Annotated in this window: 23 protein-coding genes and 1 tRNA gene; 12 read left to right on the top strand and 12 right to left on the bottom strand. The window is 62.1% G+C overall.

Annotated elements, in window-relative coordinates:
- Window positions 1-3: 3 nt before the first annotated feature.
- On the bottom strand, window positions 4-411 hold the full coding sequence (locus ACR0IR_RS02260) for a DUF2147 domain-containing protein (protein ID WP_005977442.1): 408 nt from the start codon (window positions 409-411) through the stop codon (window positions 4-6).
- A gap of 135 nt (window positions 412-546) precedes the next feature.
- Between ACR0IR_RS02260 and hisA the strand changes: the two genes are divergently transcribed.
- Together hisA and ACR0IR_RS02250 are read left to right on the top strand one after the other, a co-directional pair.
- The gene (hisA, locus tag ACR0IR_RS02255) at window positions 547-1,269 is read left to right on the top strand and encodes a 1-(5-phosphoribosyl)-5-[(5-phosphoribosylamino)methylideneamino]imidazole-4-carboxamide isomerase (RefSeq protein ID WP_170364577.1); all 723 of its coding nucleotides are present in this window, start codon (window positions 547-549) and stop codon (window positions 1,267-1,269) included.
- A 4-nt stretch (window positions 1,270-1,273) separates the two neighbouring features.
- Window positions 1,274-1,756 carry a DUF2867 domain-containing protein gene (locus ACR0IR_RS02250; protein ID WP_170364579.1) on the top strand — a complete coding sequence of 161 codons (483 nt, stop codon included), beginning with the start codon at window positions 1,274-1,276 and terminating at the stop codon, window positions 1,754-1,756.
- A 6-nt stretch (window positions 1,757-1,762) separates the two neighbouring features.
- Here the strand turns inward: ACR0IR_RS02250 and ACR0IR_RS02245 are convergent, their stop codons facing one another.
- Window positions 1,763-2,155 carry a DUF302 domain-containing protein gene (locus ACR0IR_RS02245; protein WP_170341095.1) on the bottom strand — a complete coding sequence of 131 codons (393 nt, stop codon included), beginning with the start codon at window positions 2,153-2,155 and terminating at the stop codon, window positions 1,763-1,765.
- A gap of 171 nt (window positions 2,156-2,326) precedes the next feature.
- Between ACR0IR_RS02245 and hisF the strand changes: the two genes are divergently transcribed.
- From hisF to ACR0IR_RS02230, 3 genes are all read left to right on the top strand, one after another.
- Window positions 2,327-3,088, top strand: a complete 762-nt coding sequence (gene hisF, locus ACR0IR_RS02240; protein ID WP_170364581.1) for an imidazole glycerol phosphate synthase subunit HisF — start codon at window positions 2,327-2,329, stop codon at window positions 3,086-3,088.
- On the top strand, window positions 3,085-3,402 hold the full coding sequence (locus ACR0IR_RS02235; protein ID WP_170364583.1) for a phosphoribosyl-ATP diphosphatase: 318 nt from the start codon (window positions 3,085-3,087) through the stop codon (window positions 3,400-3,402). Before hisF ends, ACR0IR_RS02235 begins: the two co-directional genes overlap by 4 nt.
- An 85-nt stretch (window positions 3,403-3,487) precedes the next feature.
- A complete protein-coding gene (locus tag ACR0IR_RS02230) occupies window positions 3,488-4,063 on the top strand; it encodes a hypothetical protein (protein ID WP_170364585.1) in 576 nt (191 codons plus the stop codon).
- A gap of 4 nt (window positions 4,064-4,067) precedes the next feature.
- Here the strand turns inward: ACR0IR_RS02230 and ACR0IR_RS02225 are convergent, their stop codons facing one another.
- The 3 genes from ACR0IR_RS02225 to rlmB all read right to left on the bottom strand — a co-directional run bounded on the left by ACR0IR_RS02225 (window position 4,068) and on the right by rlmB (window position 6,358).
- Window positions 4,068-4,538, bottom strand: coding sequence for a CoA-binding protein (locus tag ACR0IR_RS02225; protein WP_170364587.1), 471 nt, complete (start codon window positions 4,536-4,538; stop codon window positions 4,068-4,070).
- A gap of 201 nt (window positions 4,539-4,739) precedes the next feature.
- Window positions 4,740-5,192, bottom strand: a complete 453-nt coding sequence (locus ACR0IR_RS02220) for a YHS domain-containing (seleno)protein (protein WP_170364589.1) — start codon at window positions 5,190-5,192, stop codon at window positions 4,740-4,742.
- Window positions 5,193-5,584: 392 nt separating this feature from the next.
- Complete coding sequence (gene rlmB / locus ACR0IR_RS02215) at window positions 5,585-6,358, bottom strand: 23S rRNA (guanosine(2251)-2'-O)-methyltransferase RlmB (RefSeq protein WP_170364590.1); 774 nt, start codon at window positions 6,356-6,358, stop codon at window positions 5,585-5,587.
- A 116-nt stretch (window positions 6,359-6,474) separates the two neighbouring features.
- Here rlmB and ACR0IR_RS02210 point away from each other — a divergent pair.
- From ACR0IR_RS02210 to ACR0IR_RS02185, 6 genes are all read left to right on the top strand, one after another.
- Window positions 6,475-6,558, top strand: a tRNA-Tyr gene (locus ACR0IR_RS02210).
- A 431-nt stretch (window positions 6,559-6,989) separates the two neighbouring features.
- The gene (locus tag ACR0IR_RS02205) at window positions 6,990-8,336 is read left to right on the top strand and encodes a substrate-binding protein (RefSeq protein WP_093964815.1); all 1,347 of its coding nucleotides are present in this window, start codon (window positions 6,990-6,992) and stop codon (window positions 8,334-8,336) included.
- A 104-nt stretch (window positions 8,337-8,440) separates the two neighbouring features.
- Window positions 8,441-9,472, top strand: a complete 1,032-nt coding sequence (locus ACR0IR_RS02200) for a branched-chain amino acid ABC transporter permease (RefSeq protein WP_170364592.1) — start codon at window positions 8,441-8,443, stop codon at window positions 9,470-9,472.
- A gap of 3 nt (window positions 9,473-9,475) precedes the next feature.
- Complete coding sequence (locus tag ACR0IR_RS02195; protein ID WP_093964813.1) at window positions 9,476-10,681, top strand: branched-chain amino acid ABC transporter permease; 1,206 nt, start codon at window positions 9,476-9,478, stop codon at window positions 10,679-10,681.
- Between the two features lie 12 nt (window positions 10,682-10,693).
- Window positions 10,694-11,449, top strand: coding sequence for an ABC transporter ATP-binding protein (locus ACR0IR_RS02190; protein ID WP_093964812.1), 756 nt, complete (start codon window positions 10,694-10,696; stop codon window positions 11,447-11,449).
- 9 nt (window positions 11,450-11,458) lie between these two features.
- Complete coding sequence (locus ACR0IR_RS02185; protein ID WP_170364595.1) at window positions 11,459-12,214, top strand: ABC transporter ATP-binding protein; 756 nt, start codon at window positions 11,459-11,461, stop codon at window positions 12,212-12,214.
- Window positions 12,215-12,220: 6 nt separating this feature from the next.
- Here the strand turns inward: ACR0IR_RS02185 and ACR0IR_RS02180 are convergent, their stop codons facing one another.
- The 7 genes from ACR0IR_RS02180 to ACR0IR_RS02150 form a co-directional block, all read right to left on the bottom strand.
- Window positions 12,221-13,342: an alanine racemase gene (locus tag ACR0IR_RS02180; RefSeq protein WP_170364596.1), complete on the bottom strand. Its 1,122-nt coding sequence runs from the start codon at window positions 13,340-13,342 to the stop codon at window positions 12,221-12,223.
- Window positions 13,339-14,586: a D-arabinono-1,4-lactone oxidase gene (locus tag ACR0IR_RS02175; RefSeq protein ID WP_170364598.1), complete on the bottom strand. Its 1,248-nt coding sequence runs from the start codon at window positions 14,584-14,586 to the stop codon at window positions 13,339-13,341. The genes ACR0IR_RS02180 and ACR0IR_RS02175 overlap by 4 nt, the downstream gene beginning before the upstream one ends.
- Window positions 14,587-14,676: 90 nt before the next feature.
- The gene (locus ACR0IR_RS02170) at window positions 14,677-15,198 is read right to left on the bottom strand and encodes a DUF2478 domain-containing protein (protein ID WP_170365197.1); all 522 of its coding nucleotides are present in this window, start codon (window positions 15,196-15,198) and stop codon (window positions 14,677-14,679) included.
- 71 nt (window positions 15,199-15,269) lie between these two features.
- Window positions 15,270-15,935, bottom strand: a complete 666-nt coding sequence (locus ACR0IR_RS02165) for an NnrU family protein (RefSeq protein WP_170364600.1) — start codon at window positions 15,933-15,935, stop codon at window positions 15,270-15,272.
- A 105-nt stretch (window positions 15,936-16,040) separates the two neighbouring features.
- The gene (locus ACR0IR_RS02160) at window positions 16,041-18,107 is read right to left on the bottom strand and encodes an ABC transporter permease (RefSeq protein ID WP_254441570.1); all 2,067 of its coding nucleotides are present in this window, start codon (window positions 18,105-18,107) and stop codon (window positions 16,041-16,043) included.
- On the bottom strand, window positions 18,104-19,156 hold the full coding sequence (locus tag ACR0IR_RS02155) for a quaternary amine ABC transporter ATP-binding protein (protein ID WP_093964806.1): 1,053 nt from the start codon (window positions 19,154-19,156) through the stop codon (window positions 18,104-18,106). The genes ACR0IR_RS02160 and ACR0IR_RS02155 overlap by 4 nt, the downstream gene beginning before the upstream one ends.
- A 9-nt stretch (window positions 19,157-19,165) precedes the next feature.
- Window positions 19,166-20,116, bottom strand: a complete 951-nt coding sequence (locus tag ACR0IR_RS02150) for an ABC transporter substrate-binding protein (protein ID WP_170340840.1) — start codon at window positions 20,114-20,116, stop codon at window positions 19,166-19,168.
- Between the two features lie 397 nt (window positions 20,117-20,513).
- Between ACR0IR_RS02150 and ACR0IR_RS02145 the strand changes: the two genes are divergently transcribed.
- Window positions 20,514-21,176, top strand: coding sequence for a DNA-3-methyladenine glycosylase I (locus tag ACR0IR_RS02145; protein WP_170340838.1), 663 nt, complete (start codon window positions 20,514-20,516; stop codon window positions 21,174-21,176).
- Window positions 21,177-21,211 lie beyond the last annotated feature (35 nt).

The raw sequence follows: 21,211 nt of genomic DNA, 5'->3' as shown, positions 1-21,211 counted from the left end.
CGGTTACTGCACGCGGGTCCAGGCCTGGCCGCGGCAGATCAGGCCGCCCGCGACGCAACCCTTGACCGTCAGCTTGTTCTGACCGTCAAGCGACATCTTGGAATTGTAGGTCTTGTCCCGGTCCGGCGCCCAGATCTTGCCGCCGCTATAGCTGCCGCCGCCATCCGCGACCATGTCCCAGATGATCTTCTTGCCAAGATTCTCGTAATCCAGCTGCTGGTTTCCGTCCTTGTCGAAGGCGCTGTCGATGGTGCCGCAAACGGCGCTGCCGCAAGGCCCGATCGAGACGTGCAGATATCCGCCGGTATCGCCCGGCTGGGTTTTCCAAAGCCCGTCGACCGGGTCATCCGCCCGTGCGCCGGTGGCCAAGGTGACAAGTGCCGCCGCAGCGGCCAGAGCAAGTTTGTTCATGGTATCCTCCCTGTTTTGCAGGCAGTCTGACCGCCGGCACCCGTTCGGGCAAGATTGACTTTGCGTCGCGTTGCATCCCCTGCCCCGCCTGTGCCATATCCCGCGCCAGTACCAGTCACGAAAAGGCCGCCCGACATGATCCTCTATCCCGCAATCGACCTGAAAGACGGCCAGGCCGTACGCCTTCTGCGCGGCGAGATGGACAGGGCCACGGTCTTCAACGAAGACCCTGCCGCCCAGGCCCGCGCCTTTGTCGAGGCCGGCTGCGAATGGCTGCATCTGGTGGACCTGAACGGCGCTTTCGCCGGGGAACCCGTGAACGCCGCCCCGGTCGAGGCGATCCTGAAGTCCTGCGACGTACCGGCCCAGTTGGGCGGCGGCATCCGCGACATGGCCACTATCGAGACCTGGCTGGACAAAGGCCTGGCCCGGGTGATTCTGGGCACGGTTGCCGTGGAAAACCCCGATCTGGTCCGTCAGGCAGCCAAGGCCTTTCCCGGCCAGGTCGCCGTCGGCATCGACGCGCGCAACGGACGTGTCGCCACCAAGGGCTGGGCCGAGGAAACCGACGTGATGGTGACCGACCTGGCGCGCAGCTTCGAAGACGCGGGCGTGGCGGCGATCATCTACACCGACATCAACCGCGACGGCGCGATGCAAGGCCCCAATGTCGAAGCCACGGCCGATCTGGCCCGTGCAGTCTCGATCCCGGTGATCGCCAGCGGCGGGGTCAGCTCGCTGGACGACCTGATCGCCTTGCGCGACTGCGGCGCAAACCTGAACGGCGCGATTTCAGGCCGCGCGCTCTATGACGGCGCGCTGGATCTGCGCGAAGCCCTGGCGGCGTTGAAGGGTTAGGATATTGCAAGCGGTCCGCAAACAGGTTCTGCCCGAGCAGTCTGAATTGTGGTCGCTGTTCACTCCGGGTGATTTTGTTGATGGGTACTCGGTCCAAAGCGACCTTGCACCGTTTGACGCGATGAAAATCGGTCTGAACATGCCGGGGTGGGTGAAGATCCTGATGGGAATCCGGAACGCAATCGTTTCCCCATTCGGCTTGAAGGGCGGCAAGCACTTGAACACCGACAATGGCTCGCCCGACGCAGGCACCGGCGCGATTTTTCCCGTAACCTACAGGGATGAGACAGAGGTCATCGTGGGAATCGATGACCGCCATCTGGATTTCCGCATCGCCGTGCATCGCGACAAAGACCGCGTAGTCATGGCAACCTGGGTGCGGACTCACAATCGTTTGGGACGGATCTATCTGACGGTGATCATGCCCCTTCACATTCTGATCGTGCGCAATTGCATGAAACGGATCGCACGCGCTTCTCAGGTATGACGCCGATCAGTTGGCCGCCGCACTCGTCAGCTTGCTCAACGCACCGCGCATCTTGTCGATCACCGGGGATTTTTCCACCGCATCAAGCTCGTCCATGGTTTCCTTGGGATCCTCGTAGGCCAACCAGACTTGGCCGTCGGCATCCTCATAGGCCTGCACCTTGAGCGGAAGGAACAATCCCGCGCGCGGATCGATCCGCATGGCGGGCGTTCCCAGGGCCGGGTTTCCGAAGATCAAAACCTGATTGGGCGGTATCGTCATGTCGACCTTGTGCGCACCGGCCGCGTGGTCAACGCGGGCAAATACAGTCGCGCCTGCATTTTCGACGGCAGCCTGCAGCGCGTCGATGGCCTCGGTCACGGACTTGTCGGTCGGGACCTTGATGATGTCGTCAGCCATCGCCCAAGTCGCACCGGACAGAATGAAAGCGGTTGTAAGAAACAAGTTGCGCATGGTTTTCACCTCCTGCTGAAATCCGCTTCAGTTTCACGAGGTTCCGGGCGCAGGACAATCACAACTCTGGCATCGGCGGGGCTTTGCCGGTAGAGGTGCGGCAACAAAGGACAAACCATGCTGAAAACCCGCATCATTCCCTGTCTGGATGTCGCCGATGGCCGCGTGGTCAAGGGCGTGAATTTCGTGGGCCTGCGCGACGCGGGCGATCCGGTGGAATCGGCTAAGGCCTATGACGCCGCCGGCGCTGACGAGATCTGCTTTCTGGACATCCACGCCACGCATGAAAACCGCGGCACAATGTTCGACGTGGTTCAGCGCACGGCCGAGCAGTGCTTCGTACCGCTGACAGTGGGTGGCGGCGTGCGGACCAAGGAAGACGTGCGCGCGTTATTGCTGGCGGGGGCCGACAAGGTCAGCTTCAACTCGGCCGCCGTGGCCAACCCCGATGTGATCTCCGAGGCCGCCGACCAGTTCGGCAGCCAGTGCATCGTCTGCGCCATCGACGCCAAAACCGTCAGCCCCGGCAAATGGGAGATCTTCACCCACGGCGGGCGGAAGTCCACAGGCATTGACGCCGTCGAATTTGCCCAAACCGTCGTCGCCAAGGGCGCGGGTGAAATTCTGCTGACCTCGATGGACCGCGACGGCACCAAGGCGGGGTTCAACATTCCCCTCACCCGCGCCATCTCGGACGCGGTCGACGTGCCGGTGATCGCCTCGGGCGGCGTGGGCAATCTGGACCACTTGGTCGAAGGCGTGACGGAAGGCGGAGCCAGCGCGGTGCTTGCGGCCTCGATCTTTCACTTCGGCGAATACACGATCCGCGAGGCCAAGGAACACATGGCCGCCGCGGGTATCCCCATGAGGCTGACATGAGCATACTGAACGATCTGGCCGCCACGATCGCAGCCCGAAAGGGCGCGGACCCCGAATCAAGCTGGACCGCTAAGCTGCTGTCCAAGGGCCCGGAAAAATGTGCCGAGAAGTTCGGCGAAGAGGCCGTGGAGGCGATCATCGAAGCCGTCAAGGGTGACCGCGCCCGGCTGACATCCGAGGCCGCCGACGTGCTGTATCACCTGCTGGTCATGCTGGCCGCGCGCGAAGTGCCGCTGGATGACGTTCTGGCCGAGCTTGCGAGGCGGCAGGGCACCAGCGGCATCGCCGAAAAGGCCGCACGCGACCGGGGCTGAGACCCGGCTTTCGCCAATAGCGTCCGCGCCCTATACTGATTGACCGAAGCGCCTGCCGGGCGCAGGGGCGACAAGGGACACAGGCATGTTCAAACCCACGATCTGGGCACTGACGACGCTGGCCATTCTGGGGCTCGGCGCATGCTCATCCGCGCCGCCCGCCCGCAGCGACGACGTCGCACGGCTTGCAGCCCAGATCCAGGCGCTGGGGCCCGAGATCGACCCGGAAGAGGCCCAGCGCGCGGCCCGCGTCACCTATGCCTATACCGCGCAGCTGGCGCAGGAATACCAGATCACAGACCCCCCTCTGATCCATAACGCCAAGGTCAACAAAGGGCTGCGCCCGCGCGGGCTGTGCTGGCACTGGGCCGAAGACATCGAACGGCGCTTGAAGCAGGAGAACTTTCGCACGCTGACCCTGCACCGCGCGATCGCCAACGCCGACAACCCGTTCCGAATCGATCACAGCACGGCAATAATCAGCCGACGCGGTGATTCGATGTACGACGGTGTCGTTCTGGACCCATGGCGCTATGGAGGGGTCCTGTTTTGGAGTCCATTGCGCGAGGACACGCGCTATGACTGGGTCCCGCGCGACATCGTGCTGGAGAAACGGCGGCAAGAGCAGCTTGCGGAAATCAACGCCGTGGCGGTCAACTGAGCGGTCAGAGTTTTGATGAGATGATGCCGGTGGCGAACCCGCCCATGCGCAGCTCGCCGAACAGGCGCTGATATTCGATCTTGGGGCAGCGATTCATGACGACATCGACACCGCGTGCCTGCGCCACCGCGGCGGCCTCGGTGTTTTCGACACCGATCTGCATCCAGATCGTGCGCAGGTCGGCAAATGCAGCCAGCGCTTCATCCACGATCGGAGGAACGGCTTCGGACCTGCGAAAAATATCTACCATGTCAACGGGTTCGCTGATTTCGGACAACGAAGCCCGAACGGTTTCACCGAAAAGATCGGCTCCGGCATGACCGGGGTTGACCGGAATCACCCTGTATCCCTTGAGCGACAAGTAGCGCGCAACATAGTAGCTGGGCCGCACCGGGTTCATCGACACGCCAACGACCGCAACCACCTTGGTGCGTTTCAGGACGGATCTGAGGAAGTCATCGGAATACTCAGTCATGGCTTTAGTCTAGCCGTGACTTGGAAAAGAAAAAAGCGCCCAAGGATACCTTGGGCGCCAGTTGTTGGAACGAGGGACAGTGAAATGACCCGCGGCAGTTCCGTTCCGCGGTCACTGTGACATTTAGGCATGAGTTGAGGAAAAAAAAGGGGCTGCGCGCATTTTTGTGATGACACGAGCGGATAAGCGAGAATCTGCCTGTCAACCGTATAGGATCGCCGGCCAGTTTTTCTCGGCCTTCTGGATGAAGCCGGCCGTGTCCATCAACCACATCTTTTCGATCTCGAGGGAATGCGTCAGATACAGCCTGCCGCCTACGATTTTCCACGCCATCGGGTCCGTGCTGGTGAGCTCGCCATAGGCCATGGCATAGGCGCAATATCCGCCGAACCGCGGCGCGTAGGCACGCGGACTAAGTTCAAACGCCTCTCGGTTCTCCTGCGAGGCAAACCGCCAGGTAGCGCCCTTCCACATCACCGCAATGTCGGGTTGCCCTTGAACCGGGCCGCCATCCCGAAAATAGCTGACCGCGTCATAACCGGTAATGGCCGCACCTTTTGCGGAATAGAAGACCGGGGCGGTCTGCGCCCGCAAGGTCAGCGGACAAGCGATTGAAAAGGTAAGACCAGCAAGTACGGATCGTCGGGGTAGCATCAGATTTCACGGGTTGTGTTTTACAGACGCTATAAGATGCAACTTTTGACGCGCTGCGAAACCCATTTGACGCAGTTGTGAAGGGACGTGTCGGAAAGGGCTCAGTCGAACACGTCCTCGATCACATCCCAAGCTTCGTCCAGAACGCGCGAGAAAAGGCCTTTTTTCCTTTTCTTGTAGCTCTTCTTTTTGGGCTTCTGCATCGGAATGCTGTGTCTCGGCTGTGGATCCGAAGCCTTTTTGACAGGGATCATCTTCAGATTATGCAGCGGGGCACCGCAACTGGAACAGCTGAGTTCGTGCCGCTGCCGACCCTTGAGGACCAGCGCCGCGCGGGTTCCGCAGTAGCAGCACGTAGCAATCTTGGATGGGGCGGGAATGGGTCTCTCCTCTCAATGCGGCTGAGAAGCATATAGGGCAATCGCCGCGGCATTTGAGACGTTCAGCGATCCGAAACCGCCCGCTGCGTCAATTTTGACAAGCATATCCACCGTTTCCTTGGTCTTTTGCCGCAACCCCGGCCCCTCGGCGCCCAGAACCAGCGCAACCGGCCGATCGCGCTTGCCGTCCAGAGCGGCCTCGATGGTCTGTTCGGCCTCACCATCCAAGCCCAGAACCAGGAACCCCATATTCTGCAACTCGACGATCGCATCAGCCAGGTTACGCACCCGCAGATAGGGCTGGCGTTCCAACGCACCGCTGGCGGTCTTGGCCAGCGCACCGGTTTCCGGCGCCGAGTGGTGGCGCGTGCCGATGACCGCGCTGGCGCCAAGAACCTCGGCCGAGCGCAGAATCGCGCCCACATTGTGCGGATCGGTCACGCGGTCCAACAGCAGCACCCGAGGGTTTTCGCGCCCGATGCAATTCTCGGCCAGACCGCCCCATTCCAGCGGCTTGACTTCAAGCGCCGCGCCTTGGTGCACCGAGCCCGAGTCGATTGGCGCGTTGAATTTTCGCGGATCGACGAGCTCAGCCTGCATGCCCGATTCCGCGATCGCATCCGCCAGCTTGTCCTGTGCGTTGCGGGTCACGATCAGGCGCAGTTTCTGCCGTTTGGGGTTCATCAACGCATCACGCACGGCGTGCAATCCGAACAACCAAACGGTTTCGGAAGCCGCCGCTTTACGCGCCTGCTCTTTCTCGATCACCCACTTCGGTTTCTTCATTTTACTGGCCTCCGGGCCGGGAACAATGTTTCCTGCGCCAAAGCGGAATTTTCCTGTTGACGCTCCTTTGGAGCGCTAGTAATCACGCCTCCACGTCAGGTGCAACGCCTGACAGTGGGCGACAGGCCGCAAGGTGTGGCAGGGGACTGTAACTCCCTCGCGGAGACGCACGCCTGGTTCGATTCCAGGGTCGCCCACCATCTTCTTCCGCAAAACAGAACGCAGATAGATAGTGCACACCGGGTTTTGTCCGGGTGGTCCCTTGCGTTTGCCCTCGATTCTGCAAGGAAATTCAGGCAAAGGTTGAGTGCCCGGAGATCATGCGATGCCCTGAGCATCAACGGCCGGACATCGGACGGCGTGGGACTGGCGTTTGCGTACTGACACCCGACACTTGTATCGAAACGGGATTTTCGGACTCATCCTTTCCAATGAGCAGCTTAGCATCTTCCAAATCCAAAAATTTACAAATTCATAAATCAAAGAGTTCAAGAATTTACAAAATAATATTTCATTTCTAGGGACTTGTTGGGGAATTTTCATTCTGCCCCTCATACTTGCCCTGCGCAGGTTGCGTTTTACCCGACGGAAGAGGAGCCCGAGGGCGTAGCCTGCTAATTGGGAGGAATTCATGTCAAACAAATCTGTCACGCGTCGCGGCGTGCTGAAGTCTGGTGCCGTCACAAGCGCCGGTCTGGCATTGCCGACGATCTTCACGGCCTCGTCGGCCGCGGCCTATACCAACGAACCCACTGGCGGATCAGTCACGCTGGGCTTCAACGTGCCGCAGACCGGCCCCTACGCCGAAGAAGGCAATGACGAACTGCTGGCGCAGCAGCTGGCGGTCGAGCATCTGAATGGTGAAGGCGACGGCGGCTGCCTGAACACCTTCACGTCAAAGGCGCTGAAGGGCAACGGCATCCTTGGCAAGAAGGTCGAGTTCGTCACCGGCGACACGCAGACCAAGTCCGACGCTGCCCGTGCATCGGCCAAGTCGATGATCGAAAAAGACGGCGCGATCATGATCAACGGCGGCTCGTCCTCGGGCGTGGCCGTTGCGGTTCAGGGCCTCTGCCAGGAGGCGGGCGTGATCTTCATGGCCGGCCTGACGCACGCCAACGACACCACCGGCAAGGACAAGAAGGCGAACGGCTTCCGTCACTTCTTCAACGCCTACATGTCGGGTGCCGCTCTGGCGCCGGTGCTGGCCAAGGAGATGGGCACCGAACGCCGCGCCTATCACCTGACCGCCGACTACAACTGGGGCTGGACCCAGGAAGAGTCGATCGTGGCGTCGACCGAGGCGATGGGCTGGGAGACGGTCAACACCGTCAAGACCCCGCTGGCCTCGACCGACTTCTCGTCCTACATCGCGCCGGTTCTGAACTCGGGCGCGGACGTGCTGGTTCTGAACCACTACGGCGGCAACATGGTCAACTCGCTGACAAACGCGATCCAGTTCGGCCTGCTGGACAAGGTCGTGAACGGCAAGGACTTCAAGATCGTCGTTCCGCTGTACTCGGAACTGATGGCAGCCGGTGCCGGCGAGAACATCAAAGGCGTTCTGGGTTCGATGAACTGGAACTGGCAGCTGCAGGATGAGGGCACCAAGGCCTTCGTGAAGTCCTTCGGCGAGAAGTACGGCAAGCCGCCGTCGAACTCGGCTCAGACTTGCTATGCCCAGGTACTGCTGTACGCGGATGCGTGCGAGCGCGCAGGCACCTTCAACCCGTGCGGCGTGGTCGAAGCTCTCGAGGACTTCGAGTTCGACGGTCTGGGCAACGGCCCGACCTGGTATCGCGGTGCCGACCACCAGTGCTTCAAGGATGTGCTGGTCGTGCGCGGCAACGAAAACCCGACCAACGCCTATGACACGCTGGAGATCGTCGAGATCACTCCGCGGGCGCAGGTCGAATACGATCCGGATCACCCGATGTTCGCCGGCGGCGAACTGGGCAAGTGCAACCCGGGCGCGTAACCCCGACACTCGGTTTTTCGCAAGAAAACCCCTGAGTCCTCAAAACGGCTCTCTCCGGTCAGACGACCGGGGAGAGCTGCCGGGACCAGTCAAAGGTAAGGACAATGGACGCAATCCTACTGCAAATTCTGAACGGGCTGGACAAGGGCTCGGCCTATGCGCTGATTGCGCTGGGGCTGACGCTGATCTTCGGCACGCTCGGCGTGGTGAACTTCGCCCACGGGGCCCTGTTCATGATCGGCGCCTTCTGTGCCGTCACGCTTCAGAAGATCTTCAACCTCAGCTACGAGGTGGTCGACGAGACCCAGACCGACTTTCTGGGCAACCCGCTGAAGGTGAAGACCCCCTATGTCGAAAGCTGGTTCGGCCCCGAGCTGGGCGCGACCATCATCGACTGGTCCGTGCCACTGGCCATCCTGTTTGCCATCCCGATCATGCTGATGGTCGGCTACGTGATGGAACGCGGCCTGATCAAGCATTTCTACAAGCGTCCCCATGCAGATCAGATCCTTGTGACCTTCGGCCTGGCCATCGTTCTGCAAGAGATCATCAAGTACTTCTTCGGCGCCAACCCGATCCAGACCCCGCCGCCTGCGGCACTGAGCGGGTCCGTCGATCTGGGCGTGGCGCTTGGCTTTGACCCGAATGCCATCATCTACCCGATCTGGCGCCTGGTCTATTTCCTGTTCGCGGTCCTGATCATCGGCGGCGTGTTCTCGTTCCTGCAGTTCACCACCTTCGGCATGGTCGTGCGCGCCGGAATGGCGGACCGGGAGACCGTGGGCCTTCTGGGCATCAACATCGACCGGCGGTTCACCATCATGTTCGGCATCGCAGCCGCGGTAGCTGGGCTTGCGGGCGTGATGTATGGGCCGCTGAACCCGCCCAACTATCACATGGGAATGGATTTCCTTGTGCTCAGCTTCGTGGTCGTCGTGGTCGGCGGCATGGGCTCGCTGCCCGGAGCGGTTCTGGCCGGGTTCCTTCTGGGCATCCTTGAAAGCTTTGCCTCGACCACCTGGGCGACCACCACGATCCCGGGCATCAACCAGATCATCATCTACCTTGTCGCCATCATCGTTCTTCTGACCCGTCCGCGGGGTCTGATGGGCCGCAAAGGCGTGATGGAGGAATAACCCATGCTGGGACTGAACAAAAAAGACACAAGCCTGCTGATCGTCGTTGCAATCCTGACGCTGCTGGCCCCCTTTATCCTGAACCCCTTCCCCACTGACAGCGCCATGGCGCAGTTCAATGCGGGCTATCCGGACCTGATGCAGCGGTTCGTGATCTTCGGCATCTTTGCCATCGGGTTCAACATTCTGTTCGGCCTGACCGGTTACCTGTCCTTCGGCCACGCGGCCTTTCTTGGGGTGGGCTCCTACTCGGCCGTCTGGATGTTCAAACTGCTCAGCTACAACGTCATCCCGGCCATCGCGCTGAGCGTCGTGGTCGCAGGGCTGTTCTCGGTGCTGATCGGCTATGTCAGCCTGCGCCGGTCGGGGATCTACTTCTCGATCCTGACGCTGGCCTTCGCGCAGATGAGCTTTGCGCTGGCCTATTCGGTGCTGTCGAACCCCAAGTTCAACCTGACCAACGGGGAAACCGGCCTGCAGGTCTATGCCGACGACCCGCAGATCCTGCAGGGGGCCAATGCGCCCGATCTGCCGCATCTGTTCGGACTGCCGATGCGCGCGACCTACACGATGGATGTGGGCGCGTGGAGCTTTGACTTCAACGCGGGCTACTATCTGTGCGCAGTGATCATGATGGTGGTGTTCTACCTGGCGATCCGCATTTTCCGCTCGCCCTTCGGCATGATGCTGCGGGCGGTGAAGTCGAACCAGCAGCGGATGAACTATACCGGGTTGAACTCCAAACCCTATACGCTGGCAGCCTTCGTGATCTCGGGCATGTATGCCGGCCTGGCCGGTGGACTGATGGCCGCGATGGACCCGCTGGCCGGCGCTGAACGGATGCAGTGGACCGCCTCGGGCGAGGTCGTTCTGATGACCATCCTGGGCGGCACCGGCACCCTGATCGGACCGGTTCTGGGCGCGGGCTTCATCAAATATTTCGAGAACATCTTCTCGAAGATCAACGACAACGTGCTGCACAGCTGGTTCGCGTTCCTGCCTGACGGGCTTGAGGACGCGGTGGTGTTCATCATCCACCCGTTCATCGGCAAGGGCTGGCACCTGACCCTGGGCATCCTGTTCATGCTGGTGGTTATCTACCTGCCCGGCGGGCTGGTCGAGGGCGGTCAGCGGTTGCTGAACTGGATCCGCCGCAAAAGCGTTGGCGGGGATGACACCCGCGAGGGCAAAACCGAGCCGGCAGAATAAGGAAACGCGTCAATGGCAATTCTGAAAGTAAAAGATGTCAGCAAGCGCTTCGGCGGCCTCAAGGCCCTGACGGACGTGAACCTGAGCGTCGAGGAAAACTCGGTCCATGCGATCATCGGCCCCAACGGTGCGGGCAAGTCCACCCTGCTGAACTGCCTGGTGGGCAAGCTGATCCCGGATACTGGTTCGGTCTTGTTCGACAACCAGTCTGTGCTGGGGCGCGAGCCGTACCAGATCAACCAGATGGGCATCAGCCGGGTGTTCCAAACGCCCGAGATCTTTGGCGAACTGACCGTGATGGAAAACATGCTGATCCCGATCTTCGCGATGCGCGACGGGGCATTCCGCATGCACGCCTACGAGACCATCGCCAACGAAAAAGAGGTAGTCGAACAGGCCGAGGCCATGCTGGAAGAGATGAATATGGCCGACAAGCGGCACATGCATTCAGCCTCGCTGTCGCGCGGCGACAAGCGGCGGCTCGAAATCGGCATGTGTCTCAGCCAGAAGCCGCGCCTGCTGCTGCTGGACGAGCCTACGGCCGGCATGGCACGGGCCGACACCAACAACACCATCGACCTGCTGAAACAGATCAAGGATGAACGCGACATCACCATCGCGATCATCGAGCACGACATGCATGTGGTGTTCAGCCTGGCCGAGCGGATCACCGTTCTGGCGCAGGGCACGCCGCTGGTCGAAGACACCCCCGAAAACATCCGCGGAAACCCCAAGGTCCGAGAGGCCTATCTGGGCGAGGCGGCGTGAGGAAAAGCTATGAACGAGAAACCTGACTTTTCGAAAAACGCCAACATGGCCAGCACCGCGCCCGCGTTTCTGTCGGTGTGGGACATGCATTCGTATTATGGCGAAAGCTACATCGTCCAAGGCGTCAGCTTCAACGTCCACGAAGGCGAGATCCTGGCTCTGCTGGGGCGGAACGGGGCGGGCAAGACTTCGACCCTGCGCTCGATCGCGCGGGTGGGCGAGCCCGAGGTGCGCCACGGCGAAATCTGGCTGGACCACAAGCCGCTGCACAACATGACCAGCTACGAGGCCGCCGCCGCCGGATTGGGTCTTGTCCCCGAGGATCGGCGGATCATCCCCGGCCTGACGGTCGAGGAGAACCTGCAACTGGCCCAGATCGCCCCCCCGATCGGCTGGTCGCTGGAACGGATCTACGAGCTGTTCCCTCGTCTGGGCGAACGGCGCAAGCAGGAGGGCGTGACCCTTTCGGGCGGCGAACAGCAGATGCTGTCGATCGCCCGTGCGCTGGCCCGGGACATCAAGGTGCTGCTGCTGGACGAACCCTACGAGGGGCTGGCCCCGGTGATCGTCGACGAGATCGAAAAAACGCTGATCCACATCAAGCAGCAGGGCATGACCACAATCATCGTCGAACAGAACGCGGTGCGCGCGCTGCAACTGGCCGACCGCGCAATCATTCTGGACACCGGCTGCATCGTGTTCGACGGCGCTGCGGACGAGGTGCTGGAGAACACTCAGCTGCGCGAGGAATATCTGGCGATCTGACCCGCGTCAGTTGGGCAGGCAGGCCCATTCGGCCTCGACCCGCCCCTGCCGCAGGGCCAGAACCGTGCCGAACTGGTTCACAACCGCTTCACTCTGACTGGGGCGCAGCAAGGCGATATCGCCGGGCTGCGCCCTGGTTGTTTTGGGACCCACCCAGACCTCTTGATTGCTTGATCGCCCGAACACGCCGGAATAGCCGAACCCGTCGGGCCAGACGGGGTTGGCCAGATAGTGCCCACCGGAAATGGCGAGGTTGGTCCGGTACAGTCCGTGCAGGTCGATCCCCGGCACCGGGTTGCACGGCATGACCTTGAGGATCGGTGTGGCCAGGAACAGGGCAGGCAGAAACGCCCCGGTCGATGCATGGTCGAAATCCGAAGGTTTCACCAAAACCGACCCAAAGGCGACCTCGGTCGCCGGGGTTCGTGTGGCCGGGTTCTGAAAGGTCAGGCTGCCACCGGTGTTCAGGCACAGCCCCTGCGCCCCCTGCCCCAGCGCAGCGACCGCCTGCTCATAGGCGTTCGCACTGGCGCGCCGCGCGCGGCGTCGGAGCGGCGCAGGCAGTTTGGCCAGATGGACCTCGTACCCCATCACGCCCGACAGGGTGGCATGGGCATGATCCGCAATCCGCGACGCGACGCCTGCGACCTGATCGGGGGTCAACCCGCCGCGATGCAGGCCCACGTCGATCTCGAGCGACAGGCGCAGGGTTTGGCCCGTGTCAGCGGCAAGCGACAGATACGCGTCCAGCCGCTGTGGCGTGTCGATCAGCCACTGCACCCGCCGGGCAGCGTCAGGATGCGTCTCAAGAATCCGCCGGGCGGCCGTAACCGGCAGCGGCTTGCCCAGCAGGTGATCGGTGTCCGGCTCGGCGGCTAGCAGCGCGGACAGCATGGGTTCGGAAAAGCTCATCAGGCCCGTTGTCGGAATTCGGACGCGGATATGGTCCAGCAGAGGCAGGCACGGCAGCGATTTGGCCACCAGCCGGGCCTGCAAGCCGTGGCCCAACCCTGCGCGGGCGACGTCGCAATTCCCATCGACCCGGTCCAGATCGACGACGGCAACCGGCCGATCGACACCATGATCGCGCAGCGCTTGAGCGAGATGTTCAAGATACTCTGCAGTCATGGGCGAAACATCCGGGCCAGCGCGGGCGTCAGGAACTTGCCCTTTGGGTCCAGCCGTTCACGCAATGTGCAGAATGCATCGAAATCGGGATAGAGGCGCGACAGATCGGAATAGGTCAGGCTGTGCAACTTGCCCCAATGGGGGCGACCGCCGGCCTGCAGGAACAGCGGCTCCATCGCCTCGAAATAGCGGAGATGGCCTTCCTTCGCATCGGTGTGGATGGCGACCGATACCCGCGGGCCACCCCGGAACGGTGACAGGCAGCCGTCGTCGCCTGCGGTCTGCCGCACCTCGATCGGGAAATAGATGTCGGCATGGTCACGCTCCAACCGTCGGATCAGTTCGGACAGCACGTCCCGGGCGTTTTCCGGCGGCAGGTGGTATTCCATTTCCTTGAACCGGATGTGCCGCTCGCTGCACAAAACGCGCCAGCTTTCGCCGACATAGTCCTCGTCGGACTGGGCCAGCGTCAGCAGACGCAGCAGGGCGCGCCGCAAGCCGGGGCTGAGCCGGCCCGCATTGCGCGCCAGCTTCAGAACCTTGACGGCGATCATGTCCAGATCGCGCGGCGCGCGGGTCTCGGTCGCGTCGGTTATGTCATGCCGGATTTCTACGGTCTTACCGGTGAAGGGGATGTAGAAGCACTCGAAATTCCGGTTCTCGTCCCAATGCTGGTGCATTCGCTCGAGTGTGTCCTGCAGGCCTGACAGACGCACCCGGCGGCGCAGGTTGTATTTCGGCACGACGTTGATCTGTGCCTCGGTCACGATGCCCAAAAGGCCCAGCGAGACCTGCACCATGTTCAGCGGAATGTCGTCGGTGGTCAGGGTCTGCCCATCCGCGCCGATAAGCCGGGCTGCAGTGATCTCGGCGGACAGGCACGGCAGGGTGCGCCCGGTGCCATGGGTCGCGGTGGCCGCCGCGCCGGCCAGAGTCTGCACGTTGATATCACCCAGATTGCGGAAGGCCATGCCATGCCGGGCCAGGGCCGGCGACAGATCGCGCAGCCGGGCATTGGCGTTGACCCAGGCCCGCCCGCCTTCGATCTGTGTCACGGCAGGCAGGTCCAAGGCTGTCAGGTCAATGATGTGTTGCGCGCCCGGAACCAGCGGCGTGAAGGAATGCCCCGCCCCAACCGGGCGCAGGGTCTCGGCCGAGGCGATCAGCTGCTGCAACTCTTCGGTCGTGGTCGGCCGCTTGGGCCGTATTTGGCTGGTCTGGTTGCCTGCCCAGTTTTGCCACATGGCTGATCCTCCTCCCATCCGGGGCAGAGGATTGCAGCCAGGGCGAAACCGAACAAGCCCGGTTTTCAGGACGTTACGTCGGGAAAGCTGTTATTCGGCGGCAGGCCGCAGGTTGGCGACGCTGTCGAACCAGGCCTCGATGGCGTCCAGATCGGGTTCAAGCGACTGCGCCGCACCATCGGTGAAATCCACGAACTTGTCACGGTTCAGGCCGTTGACCCCGACCAGCACCGGGATATCCAGCGCCAGCGCCTCGCCGATGACGGGGCGGAACCCGCGGCCTTCGGCCTCGTGCTTGCCGAACTTGTTGACGATCAGCAGTTGCGGACGGTCGGCCAAAGACGCCGTCACATATCCCACCGCCTGCTCCAACGCGGCCGGGTCCAACCGGCATCCGCGCGACTGGCTGCCCAGCGATTGCGAGATGCGGATGGTTTCGCCATCCGGCAGCACGCGCAGGTCCATGTCGCATTTGCTGCTGTCGGCGCATTCGGTGTTGGTCTGAACCACGCCGGCCAGACGGGCACTCTTGGCCAGCAGGCGTTCGGCTACCGCGCTCAGCAGGCGGTCGGTCGCGCCGCGATCGGTGGTGGTGACGTAGGCCAGGTGCATCGGCAGACCTTTCTGGGTTTCATCCTGTCGTTTCAATTAGCACGCATGGGGCGCCCCTTCCAGCACCCGCATCAAGGCAGCGGAGACACTCCGATCACCGGCGCGTGCAGGTGCAACAGCGCGGCATAGGCCAGCCCAGCCACCAACCAGACCCAAGGCCTCGGCGAGGGGCTTGGCGATCGCAGCGACAGGCGTGCCGTGTTGCGCGACAAGCGCGGCCAATCGGCCCCCATCTCGCGCGCCTTGCGCCTGTCGATCAGGGCCATGCCCATCCAAGCGAAACCCGCGAACAGGCCGAACAGAACCACATGCGCCAGGCTACCATTGGCCAGCAGATGCGCCAGCGCCCACAGCATCATCGCCAGCAGGATCGGGTGGCGGGTGGTGCGCAGGATGCCGGGTTGTTGCGGGTTGAACGGGCGGCGTCCCAGCCCGCCGAAGGAAAACGGGTTGGTCGCCGCAAGCCCGGCCACCGCCAGCCAGCAGACGACGGGCATCACCAGCAGCGGCACCCAGCGCAGGATCGCCAGCGGCGGGATGACCTCGACATAGGGCGCGTTGGCCGCGGCCACGATCAACCAAGCCAGAACCGCCAGCGACAGCGCCGAATAGACTGCGAAATAGGGCCCGCGCCCCATTAACCCGATCAACCGCCCGCGCACGGCCGGACGCACCGGAATGGCGTGGCTCAGCAGAAAGATCAGAAGTGCAGCAACAAAAGCGCCCCAACCGGCCATGGTCATCTCCGCCTGTTTTGCGCCCGGAATACCGGGGGAAACGGCCCCGGTCCTTGTCCAAAATCAAGTGGAGTCGGGGGCAGCTGCGCCGCCCCCGATCCAACGTTACAGGCCCAGCGCCTTGCGGCGTTCTTCGGCAAATCCCTGAACCATGCGATCGGCGATCAGCGCCAGGATGGCCATCGCCGCCCCGGCCGAAATGCCCAGCCCCACATCCGCCTGCCCCAGCGCCAGATAAATCGACTGGCCCAGACCGGTCGTGCCGATCAGCGCCGCGATCACCAGCATCGCAAAGGCATAGAGGATCGTCTGGTTCAGCCCCAGCAGGATCGTGGGCGCAGCATAGGGCGCACGCACGTCGCGCATGATCTGCCACTCGGTCGCGCCGCTCGAGATCGCGGCCTCCATCATCTCGTCCGGGGTGTTGACCAGCCCGTGACGGGTGTAGCGGATCATCGGCACGATCGCATAGGCGCAGATCGCCAGAAAGGCCGAGAACTCGCCGATCTGGAACACCATCAGCACCGGGATCAGGAACACGAACAGGGGGATCGTCTGCAGCATGTCGCAGATCGGACGCACGATCTTCCAGACCGGCGACCAGACCGCGCTGGCGAGGCCGATCAGCCCGCCGACGACGGCGCAGAAAAACACCGCCGCACCGCTGAGATAAAGCGACAGCAGCGCCCTCTCCCACAGGCCCGATATCAGGATCGTGCTCAGCAGCGCCACCGACAGCGCCGCCAAACGCCAACCGCCCGCAACCCAGCCCAACGCCGCCGCGCCGGTCAGCACGAAGGGCCATGGCAGGTTCGCGATGCCGGTCTCGAGCATGCCGATCAGGATCAGCGTGACCAGACCACCGGTCAGATGCCCACGCCATGCCATCAGCAGGGCGATCACCGCACCGGCGGCGAACAGGCCATAGCTCATGGCTGGGGTCCACTGGAACCCCCAGGTAAAGGGCAGAACCGCCTGATCCAGACCGATCCGCAGCGGCAGCAGGACATAGAACATCGAGTTGTTCTTGAGCGAATCCAGCCACGGGCCGTTATTCTGGGTAAAGGCTGTCAGGCCGCTGTCCACCGCCTCCGCGACCGGATCCAGCAGCGTCAGTTCGGACGGATTGGGCAGCCGCGCCCAGAACAGCAGCGTGAACAGGACCGCAAAGCCGAGAACCGCCCAGACGACGCGGTTGTCATGGCGTGCGCGTTCAGTGGCGAGCGTGCCGCTCATGCGGTCGATCACCACGGCAAAGACCACGATCACCATGCCGGCCAGCAGCGATTCACCGAACTGCGCCTTGCGCATGGTCAGCAGGACCTCCCAGCCGATGTCGTTGAACCCGCCGATGACCGCGGCGATGATCACCATCGACAGGGCCGCCATCAGGCACTGGTTCACACCCACCATGATCTGTGTCGCCGCCGCCGGGATTTCCACCTGGAACAGCTGCTGGAACCGGGTGCCGCCCGACATGATGGCGGCTTCCTTGATCTCGGGCTCCACCCGCTCCAAGCCCAGCATCACGTTGCGCGCCATCGGCGGCGCCGCATAGATGGCCGAGGCAATCAGCCCCACCACAGGGCCAAACCCGAACAGCAGCAACAGCGGGGTCAGATAGGCAAAGGTCGGCACCGTCTGCATGATGTCCAATACTGCCTGAACGGCCGATTTCACCCGCGGCACCTCGTTGGCCAGAATGCCGATCGCTCCGCCGACGATCAGCGCAACCGGGACCGAAACGGCCACCAGAGCCAAGGTGTTCATGCTCTCGGCCCAATAACCCGAGGCCAGCACGAAGCTGAGGCCCAGAAAGCCCAGCGCCGCCATGGGCAGTCCGCCCAGATACCAACCGAGTGCCGTCACCAGCCCGATCAGGATCGGCCAGGGCGTATTGCCCAACACGAAGTTGGCCCAGTCCATCGGATGGGCCATCAGGTCGGAAAACAGCCGGGCCGCCGGTTTGATCGCGTTCAGAAACCAGTCGAGGAAGGTTCCCACCCACTGTGTGGCCGGCACCTCCCATGACGCAGGCCATTTGACGAGCCAGGGCGCGTGCGGCTCAAGCGCCAGACACAGCGCGCCCACGATCAGCGTTATCAGGGCCGCCTGCGCTCCGGCTGTCAGGTGCATCCAAGTGGGCCTTGGAACATCAGCGACGACGGTCATGCGTCATCCACCTGCAAGGCCGCGGCCAGATCCGATGGGTGCACGGTGCCGACGATCGCGCCGGTTTCGTCATGCACCGGCACGGGCTCGTACAATGCCATACAGCGCGCCAGCGCCGCGTCCAATGTCATCTTTGTTGTCAGGCCCGGGTCATCGGGACCGCGCTCGGCCTCGCCTGCTTGCATGACCGAGGCGACTTTGGCGTGCTGACCCTTTGCCACGTCCTTTGAGAACTCGCGCACATAGTCGTCGACGGGGCGCAGAACGATATCCGTCGGCGTGCCGATCTGCACAATCTTGCCGTCCCGCATGATTGCGATGCGGTCCGCCAGCTTTAGCGCTTCTTGAATATCATGCGTGATGAAGACGATGGATTTCTTCAACGTCGCCTGAATGCGCAGGAATTCGTCCTGCAGCTGCCGCCGGATCAACGGGTCCAAGGCCGAGAACGGCTCGTCCAAGAACCAGATGTCGGGGTTCACTGCCAAAGACCGTGCGATGCCCACGCGCTGACGCTGACCGCCCGAAAGTTGCCGGGGAAAGCTGTCCTCGCGGCCCTCAAGCCCCACCAGCGAAATGACTTCCTGCGCGCGGGCCAGACGTTCTTTGCGGCCCACACCCTGCACGCGTAGCGGATAGGCGACGTTCTCGGCCACCGTCATGTGCGGGAACAGTCCGAAATGCTGGAACACCATGCCCAGTTTCTTGCGGCGCAGTTCGGTCAGCTGCTTCTTCGGGGCACCCATCACATTGTCGCCGTCGATGCGGATCTCGCCACCCGTTCCGGGCAACAGTTGCGAGATGCAGCGGATCAGGGTCGACTTGCCGGACCCCGACAGACCCATGATGACGAACAATTCACCATCGCGGACTTCGAAATTTGCATCCTGAACAGCCGGGATGAACCCCTGTTCGCGCAAATCGGCAGCGGCCTTGTCGGCGTCGTTCCCTGACCGAGACAACGCGTCGGTCAGGGCTTTTTCTGCGCCTTGGCCAAAAACCTGCCAGAGAGACTGGCAGGCAATGGCTGGCGTATTCGCGTCAGTCACTTAGGTGGCTCACTTCGTTGCCGCGTCCACGACCGGACGCCACTTGTCTTCGTTGTCCGCCATCCAGGCCGCGACAACCTCTTCGACCTTGCCGCCGTCGACATCGATCGCCCCCATCATCGGCTGCTGGTCTTCGACCGCCAGTTGATAGTTGTTCAGGATTTCATACGCGGCAGGCCACTTGTCCGCCAGACCGCTCCACCCGGCTTTGAAGATGCGCGAGGGCGAGAAATCGCAGTCATTGACGGCATTGGGGTTTGGCCCCCAGGCCGGATCGTTGAAGCAAGCGTCTTCACCCGGCGGCAACTCAACGAATTTCACATCATAGGCCGACATGGCCCAATGCGGTTGCCAGAAGGTGATCAGCAGAGGCGATTTGCGTTCGGTCGAAGCGCGTAGTTCGGCAATCAGCGCGCCCTCGGACCCGGCAGGAATAGCCTTGAACGGCAGTTCAAGCCCGACCATGCGGTCTGCCCCGGGCGTACCCCAGTCAGCCGGATAGTCGACCAGACGTCCCATCGGCAGGGTCTCGGCCGTCGCAAAATTCTGTGCGCAGTCCTTCAGCGCTTCCCACGCGGGCAGGCCCGGGCAAAGGTCGGCGACATGGGCCGGATATGCGATGCCTTCCTTCGCATCGAGGCCAAGGTCGCCGATTTCGACCACGGTGCCCTCTTCGATTTTCTTGGCGTATTCGTCCGACACGTTCGACGACCAGATCTCGAGCGTGGCGTCGATGTCTCCGTCGGCCAGCGCCTGGAACTGGTTCAACATGCCCGCGGTGACGAATTCGACCTGGTAACCGGCGGCCTTGAGCATCTCTGCAGCGACATGAGTGGTGACGTGTTGGCCCGTCCACTCGTTGATCGCCAGTTTGATCGGCTCGTCCACCGCGCCCATGTCAGCCGCGTGCGCGGCGCCAGCGACCATGATCGCCAGAAGGCTTACATTCAGTTTTTTCATGGATTTTCTCCCTGTTTCTTTGTTTTGCCCACCCCGGCGGAAACGTGCCCGCCGGCTGACTTGTCTAACGACAATACCATGTCGCAACATGCACAAATTTGGCCGGAAAAGGAAAGCGAACAGTTCGCGTCATTCCCAATAAACGGCCTTGGTACCGCATTTCATTCCCCTTGCGCCCTCGTGTCGTGGGGCGGCTTGCCCGAGGTTTCGCGGACCGGACATTGATTGACGAGTCAATCACAAACCCAATTGGGGTCGTTTGTCGAGTAATTCTTGTGGCGATGGGGCAAATTCCTGATTTTCCGACTGTTTTGCCCAAATGGCAGACCATACTCGGCCGCCGCCCTTGCATTTAGTGGAACAAATTGGCAACATTTGGCGCGAAGGGAGCTTTGCGATGCACCATTTCGATGAGATCTATGGGCTGGCGGCCGACCGGCACGGCGGACAACACGCGCTTGAAGACAAACTGTCCAAGCCCAAATCCGCAGAGGAATTGGCCACCCTGCCAGAGGATCGGTGGCTTTCGACAATCACAAAATGCATCTTTCAGGCTGGGTTCAATTGGAAGGTCATCGAGGCCAAGTGGGACGGTTTCGAGGCGGCCTTTGACGGGTTCGACGTCGGGCGCTGCGCCTTCATGGATGATGAGAAATTCGACGCGCTGTTGCAGGACACGCGCATCGTGCGCAACGGCACCAAGATCGCCACCGTGCGCGACAACGCAGCGTTTCTTCTGGAACTCCGCACGGAAGGCGGTGCCGGCAAAGTGTTGGGCGGCTGGCCATCGACCGACTATGTCGGACTTTTGGACATGCTCGCAATACGTGGTTCTCGGTTGGGCGGGGCTTCAGCCCAGTATGCGATGCGCTTTGCCGGAAGAGACAGCTTTATCCTGTCACGCGACGTAACCGCCCGTTTGATCGCCGAAGGCGTCATAGACAAGCCAGCCACCTCCAAGAAAGCGATGGCTGCGGTGCAGGACGCCTTCAACATCTGGATGCATCAATCCGGCAGGTCGTTGACCGAAATCAGCCGGGTGCTTGCGATGAGCCTCTAGAATCGCTTGCGACCGAACCACAGCGGGCTAGGGTT

Source organism: Ruegeria sp. CF2 (assembly GCF_056537385.1).
Note: the sequence above shows the minus strand (reverse complement) of the source record. Positions and strands in the feature narration are given on the sequence as shown.

Excerpts from the sequence above, each read along its gene's own strand:
- ACR0IR_RS02260 (WP_005977442.1), bottom strand. The coding sequence starts at position 411 with ATGAACAAACTTGCTCTGGCCGCTGCGGCGGCACTTGTCACCTTGGCC.
- hisA (WP_170364577.1), top strand. The coding sequence starts at position 547 with ATGATCCTCTATCCCGCAATCGACCTGAAAGACGGCCAGGCCGTACGC.
- ACR0IR_RS02245 (WP_170341095.1), bottom strand. The coding sequence starts at position 2,155 with ATGGCTGACGACATCATCAAGGTCCCGACCGACAAGTCCGTGACCGAG.
- hisF (WP_170364581.1), top strand. The coding sequence starts at position 2,327 with ATGCTGAAAACCCGCATCATTCCCTGTCTGGATGTCGCCGATGGCCGC.
- ACR0IR_RS02235 (WP_170364583.1), top strand. The coding sequence starts at position 3,085 with ATGAGCATACTGAACGATCTGGCCGCCACGATCGCAGCCCGAAAGGGC.
- ACR0IR_RS02230 (WP_170364585.1), top strand. The coding sequence starts at position 3,488 with ATGTTCAAACCCACGATCTGGGCACTGACGACGCTGGCCATTCTGGGG.
- ACR0IR_RS02225 (WP_170364587.1), bottom strand. The coding sequence starts at position 4,538 with ATGACTGAGTATTCCGATGACTTCCTCAGATCCGTCCTGAAACGCACC.
- ACR0IR_RS02220 (WP_170364589.1), bottom strand. The coding sequence starts at position 5,192 with ATGCTACCCCGACGATCCGTACTTGCTGGTCTTACCTTTTCAATCGCT.
- rlmB (WP_170364590.1), bottom strand. The coding sequence starts at position 6,358 with ATGAAGAAACCGAAGTGGGTGATCGAGAAAGAGCAGGCGCGTAAAGCG.
- ACR0IR_RS02205 (WP_093964815.1), top strand. The coding sequence starts at position 6,990 with ATGTCAAACAAATCTGTCACGCGTCGCGGCGTGCTGAAGTCTGGTGCC.
- ACR0IR_RS02200 (WP_170364592.1), top strand. The coding sequence starts at position 8,441 with ATGGACGCAATCCTACTGCAAATTCTGAACGGGCTGGACAAGGGCTCG.
- ACR0IR_RS02195 (WP_093964813.1), top strand. The coding sequence starts at position 9,476 with ATGCTGGGACTGAACAAAAAAGACACAAGCCTGCTGATCGTCGTTGCA.
- ACR0IR_RS02190 (WP_093964812.1), top strand. The coding sequence starts at position 10,694 with ATGGCAATTCTGAAAGTAAAAGATGTCAGCAAGCGCTTCGGCGGCCTC.
- ACR0IR_RS02185 (WP_170364595.1), top strand. The coding sequence starts at position 11,459 with ATGAACGAGAAACCTGACTTTTCGAAAAACGCCAACATGGCCAGCACC.
- ACR0IR_RS02180 (WP_170364596.1), bottom strand. The coding sequence starts at position 13,342 with ATGACTGCAGAGTATCTTGAACATCTCGCTCAAGCGCTGCGCGATCAT.
- ACR0IR_RS02175 (WP_170364598.1), bottom strand. The coding sequence starts at position 14,586 with ATGTGGCAAAACTGGGCAGGCAACCAGACCAGCCAAATACGGCCCAAG.
- ACR0IR_RS02170 (WP_170365197.1), bottom strand. The coding sequence starts at position 15,198 with ATGCACCTGGCCTACGTCACCACCACCGATCGCGGCGCGACCGACCGC.
- ACR0IR_RS02165 (WP_170364600.1), bottom strand. The coding sequence starts at position 15,935 with ATGGCCGGTTGGGGCGCTTTTGTTGCTGCACTTCTGATCTTTCTGCTG.
- ACR0IR_RS02160 (WP_254441570.1), bottom strand. The coding sequence starts at position 18,107 with ATGACCGTCGTCGCTGATGTTCCAAGGCCCACTTGGATGCACCTGACA.
- ACR0IR_RS02150 (WP_170340840.1), bottom strand. The coding sequence starts at position 20,116 with ATGAAAAAACTGAATGTAAGCCTTCTGGCGATCATGGTCGCTGGCGCC.
- ACR0IR_RS02145 (WP_170340838.1), top strand. The coding sequence starts at position 20,514 with ATGCACCATTTCGATGAGATCTATGGGCTGGCGGCCGACCGGCACGGC.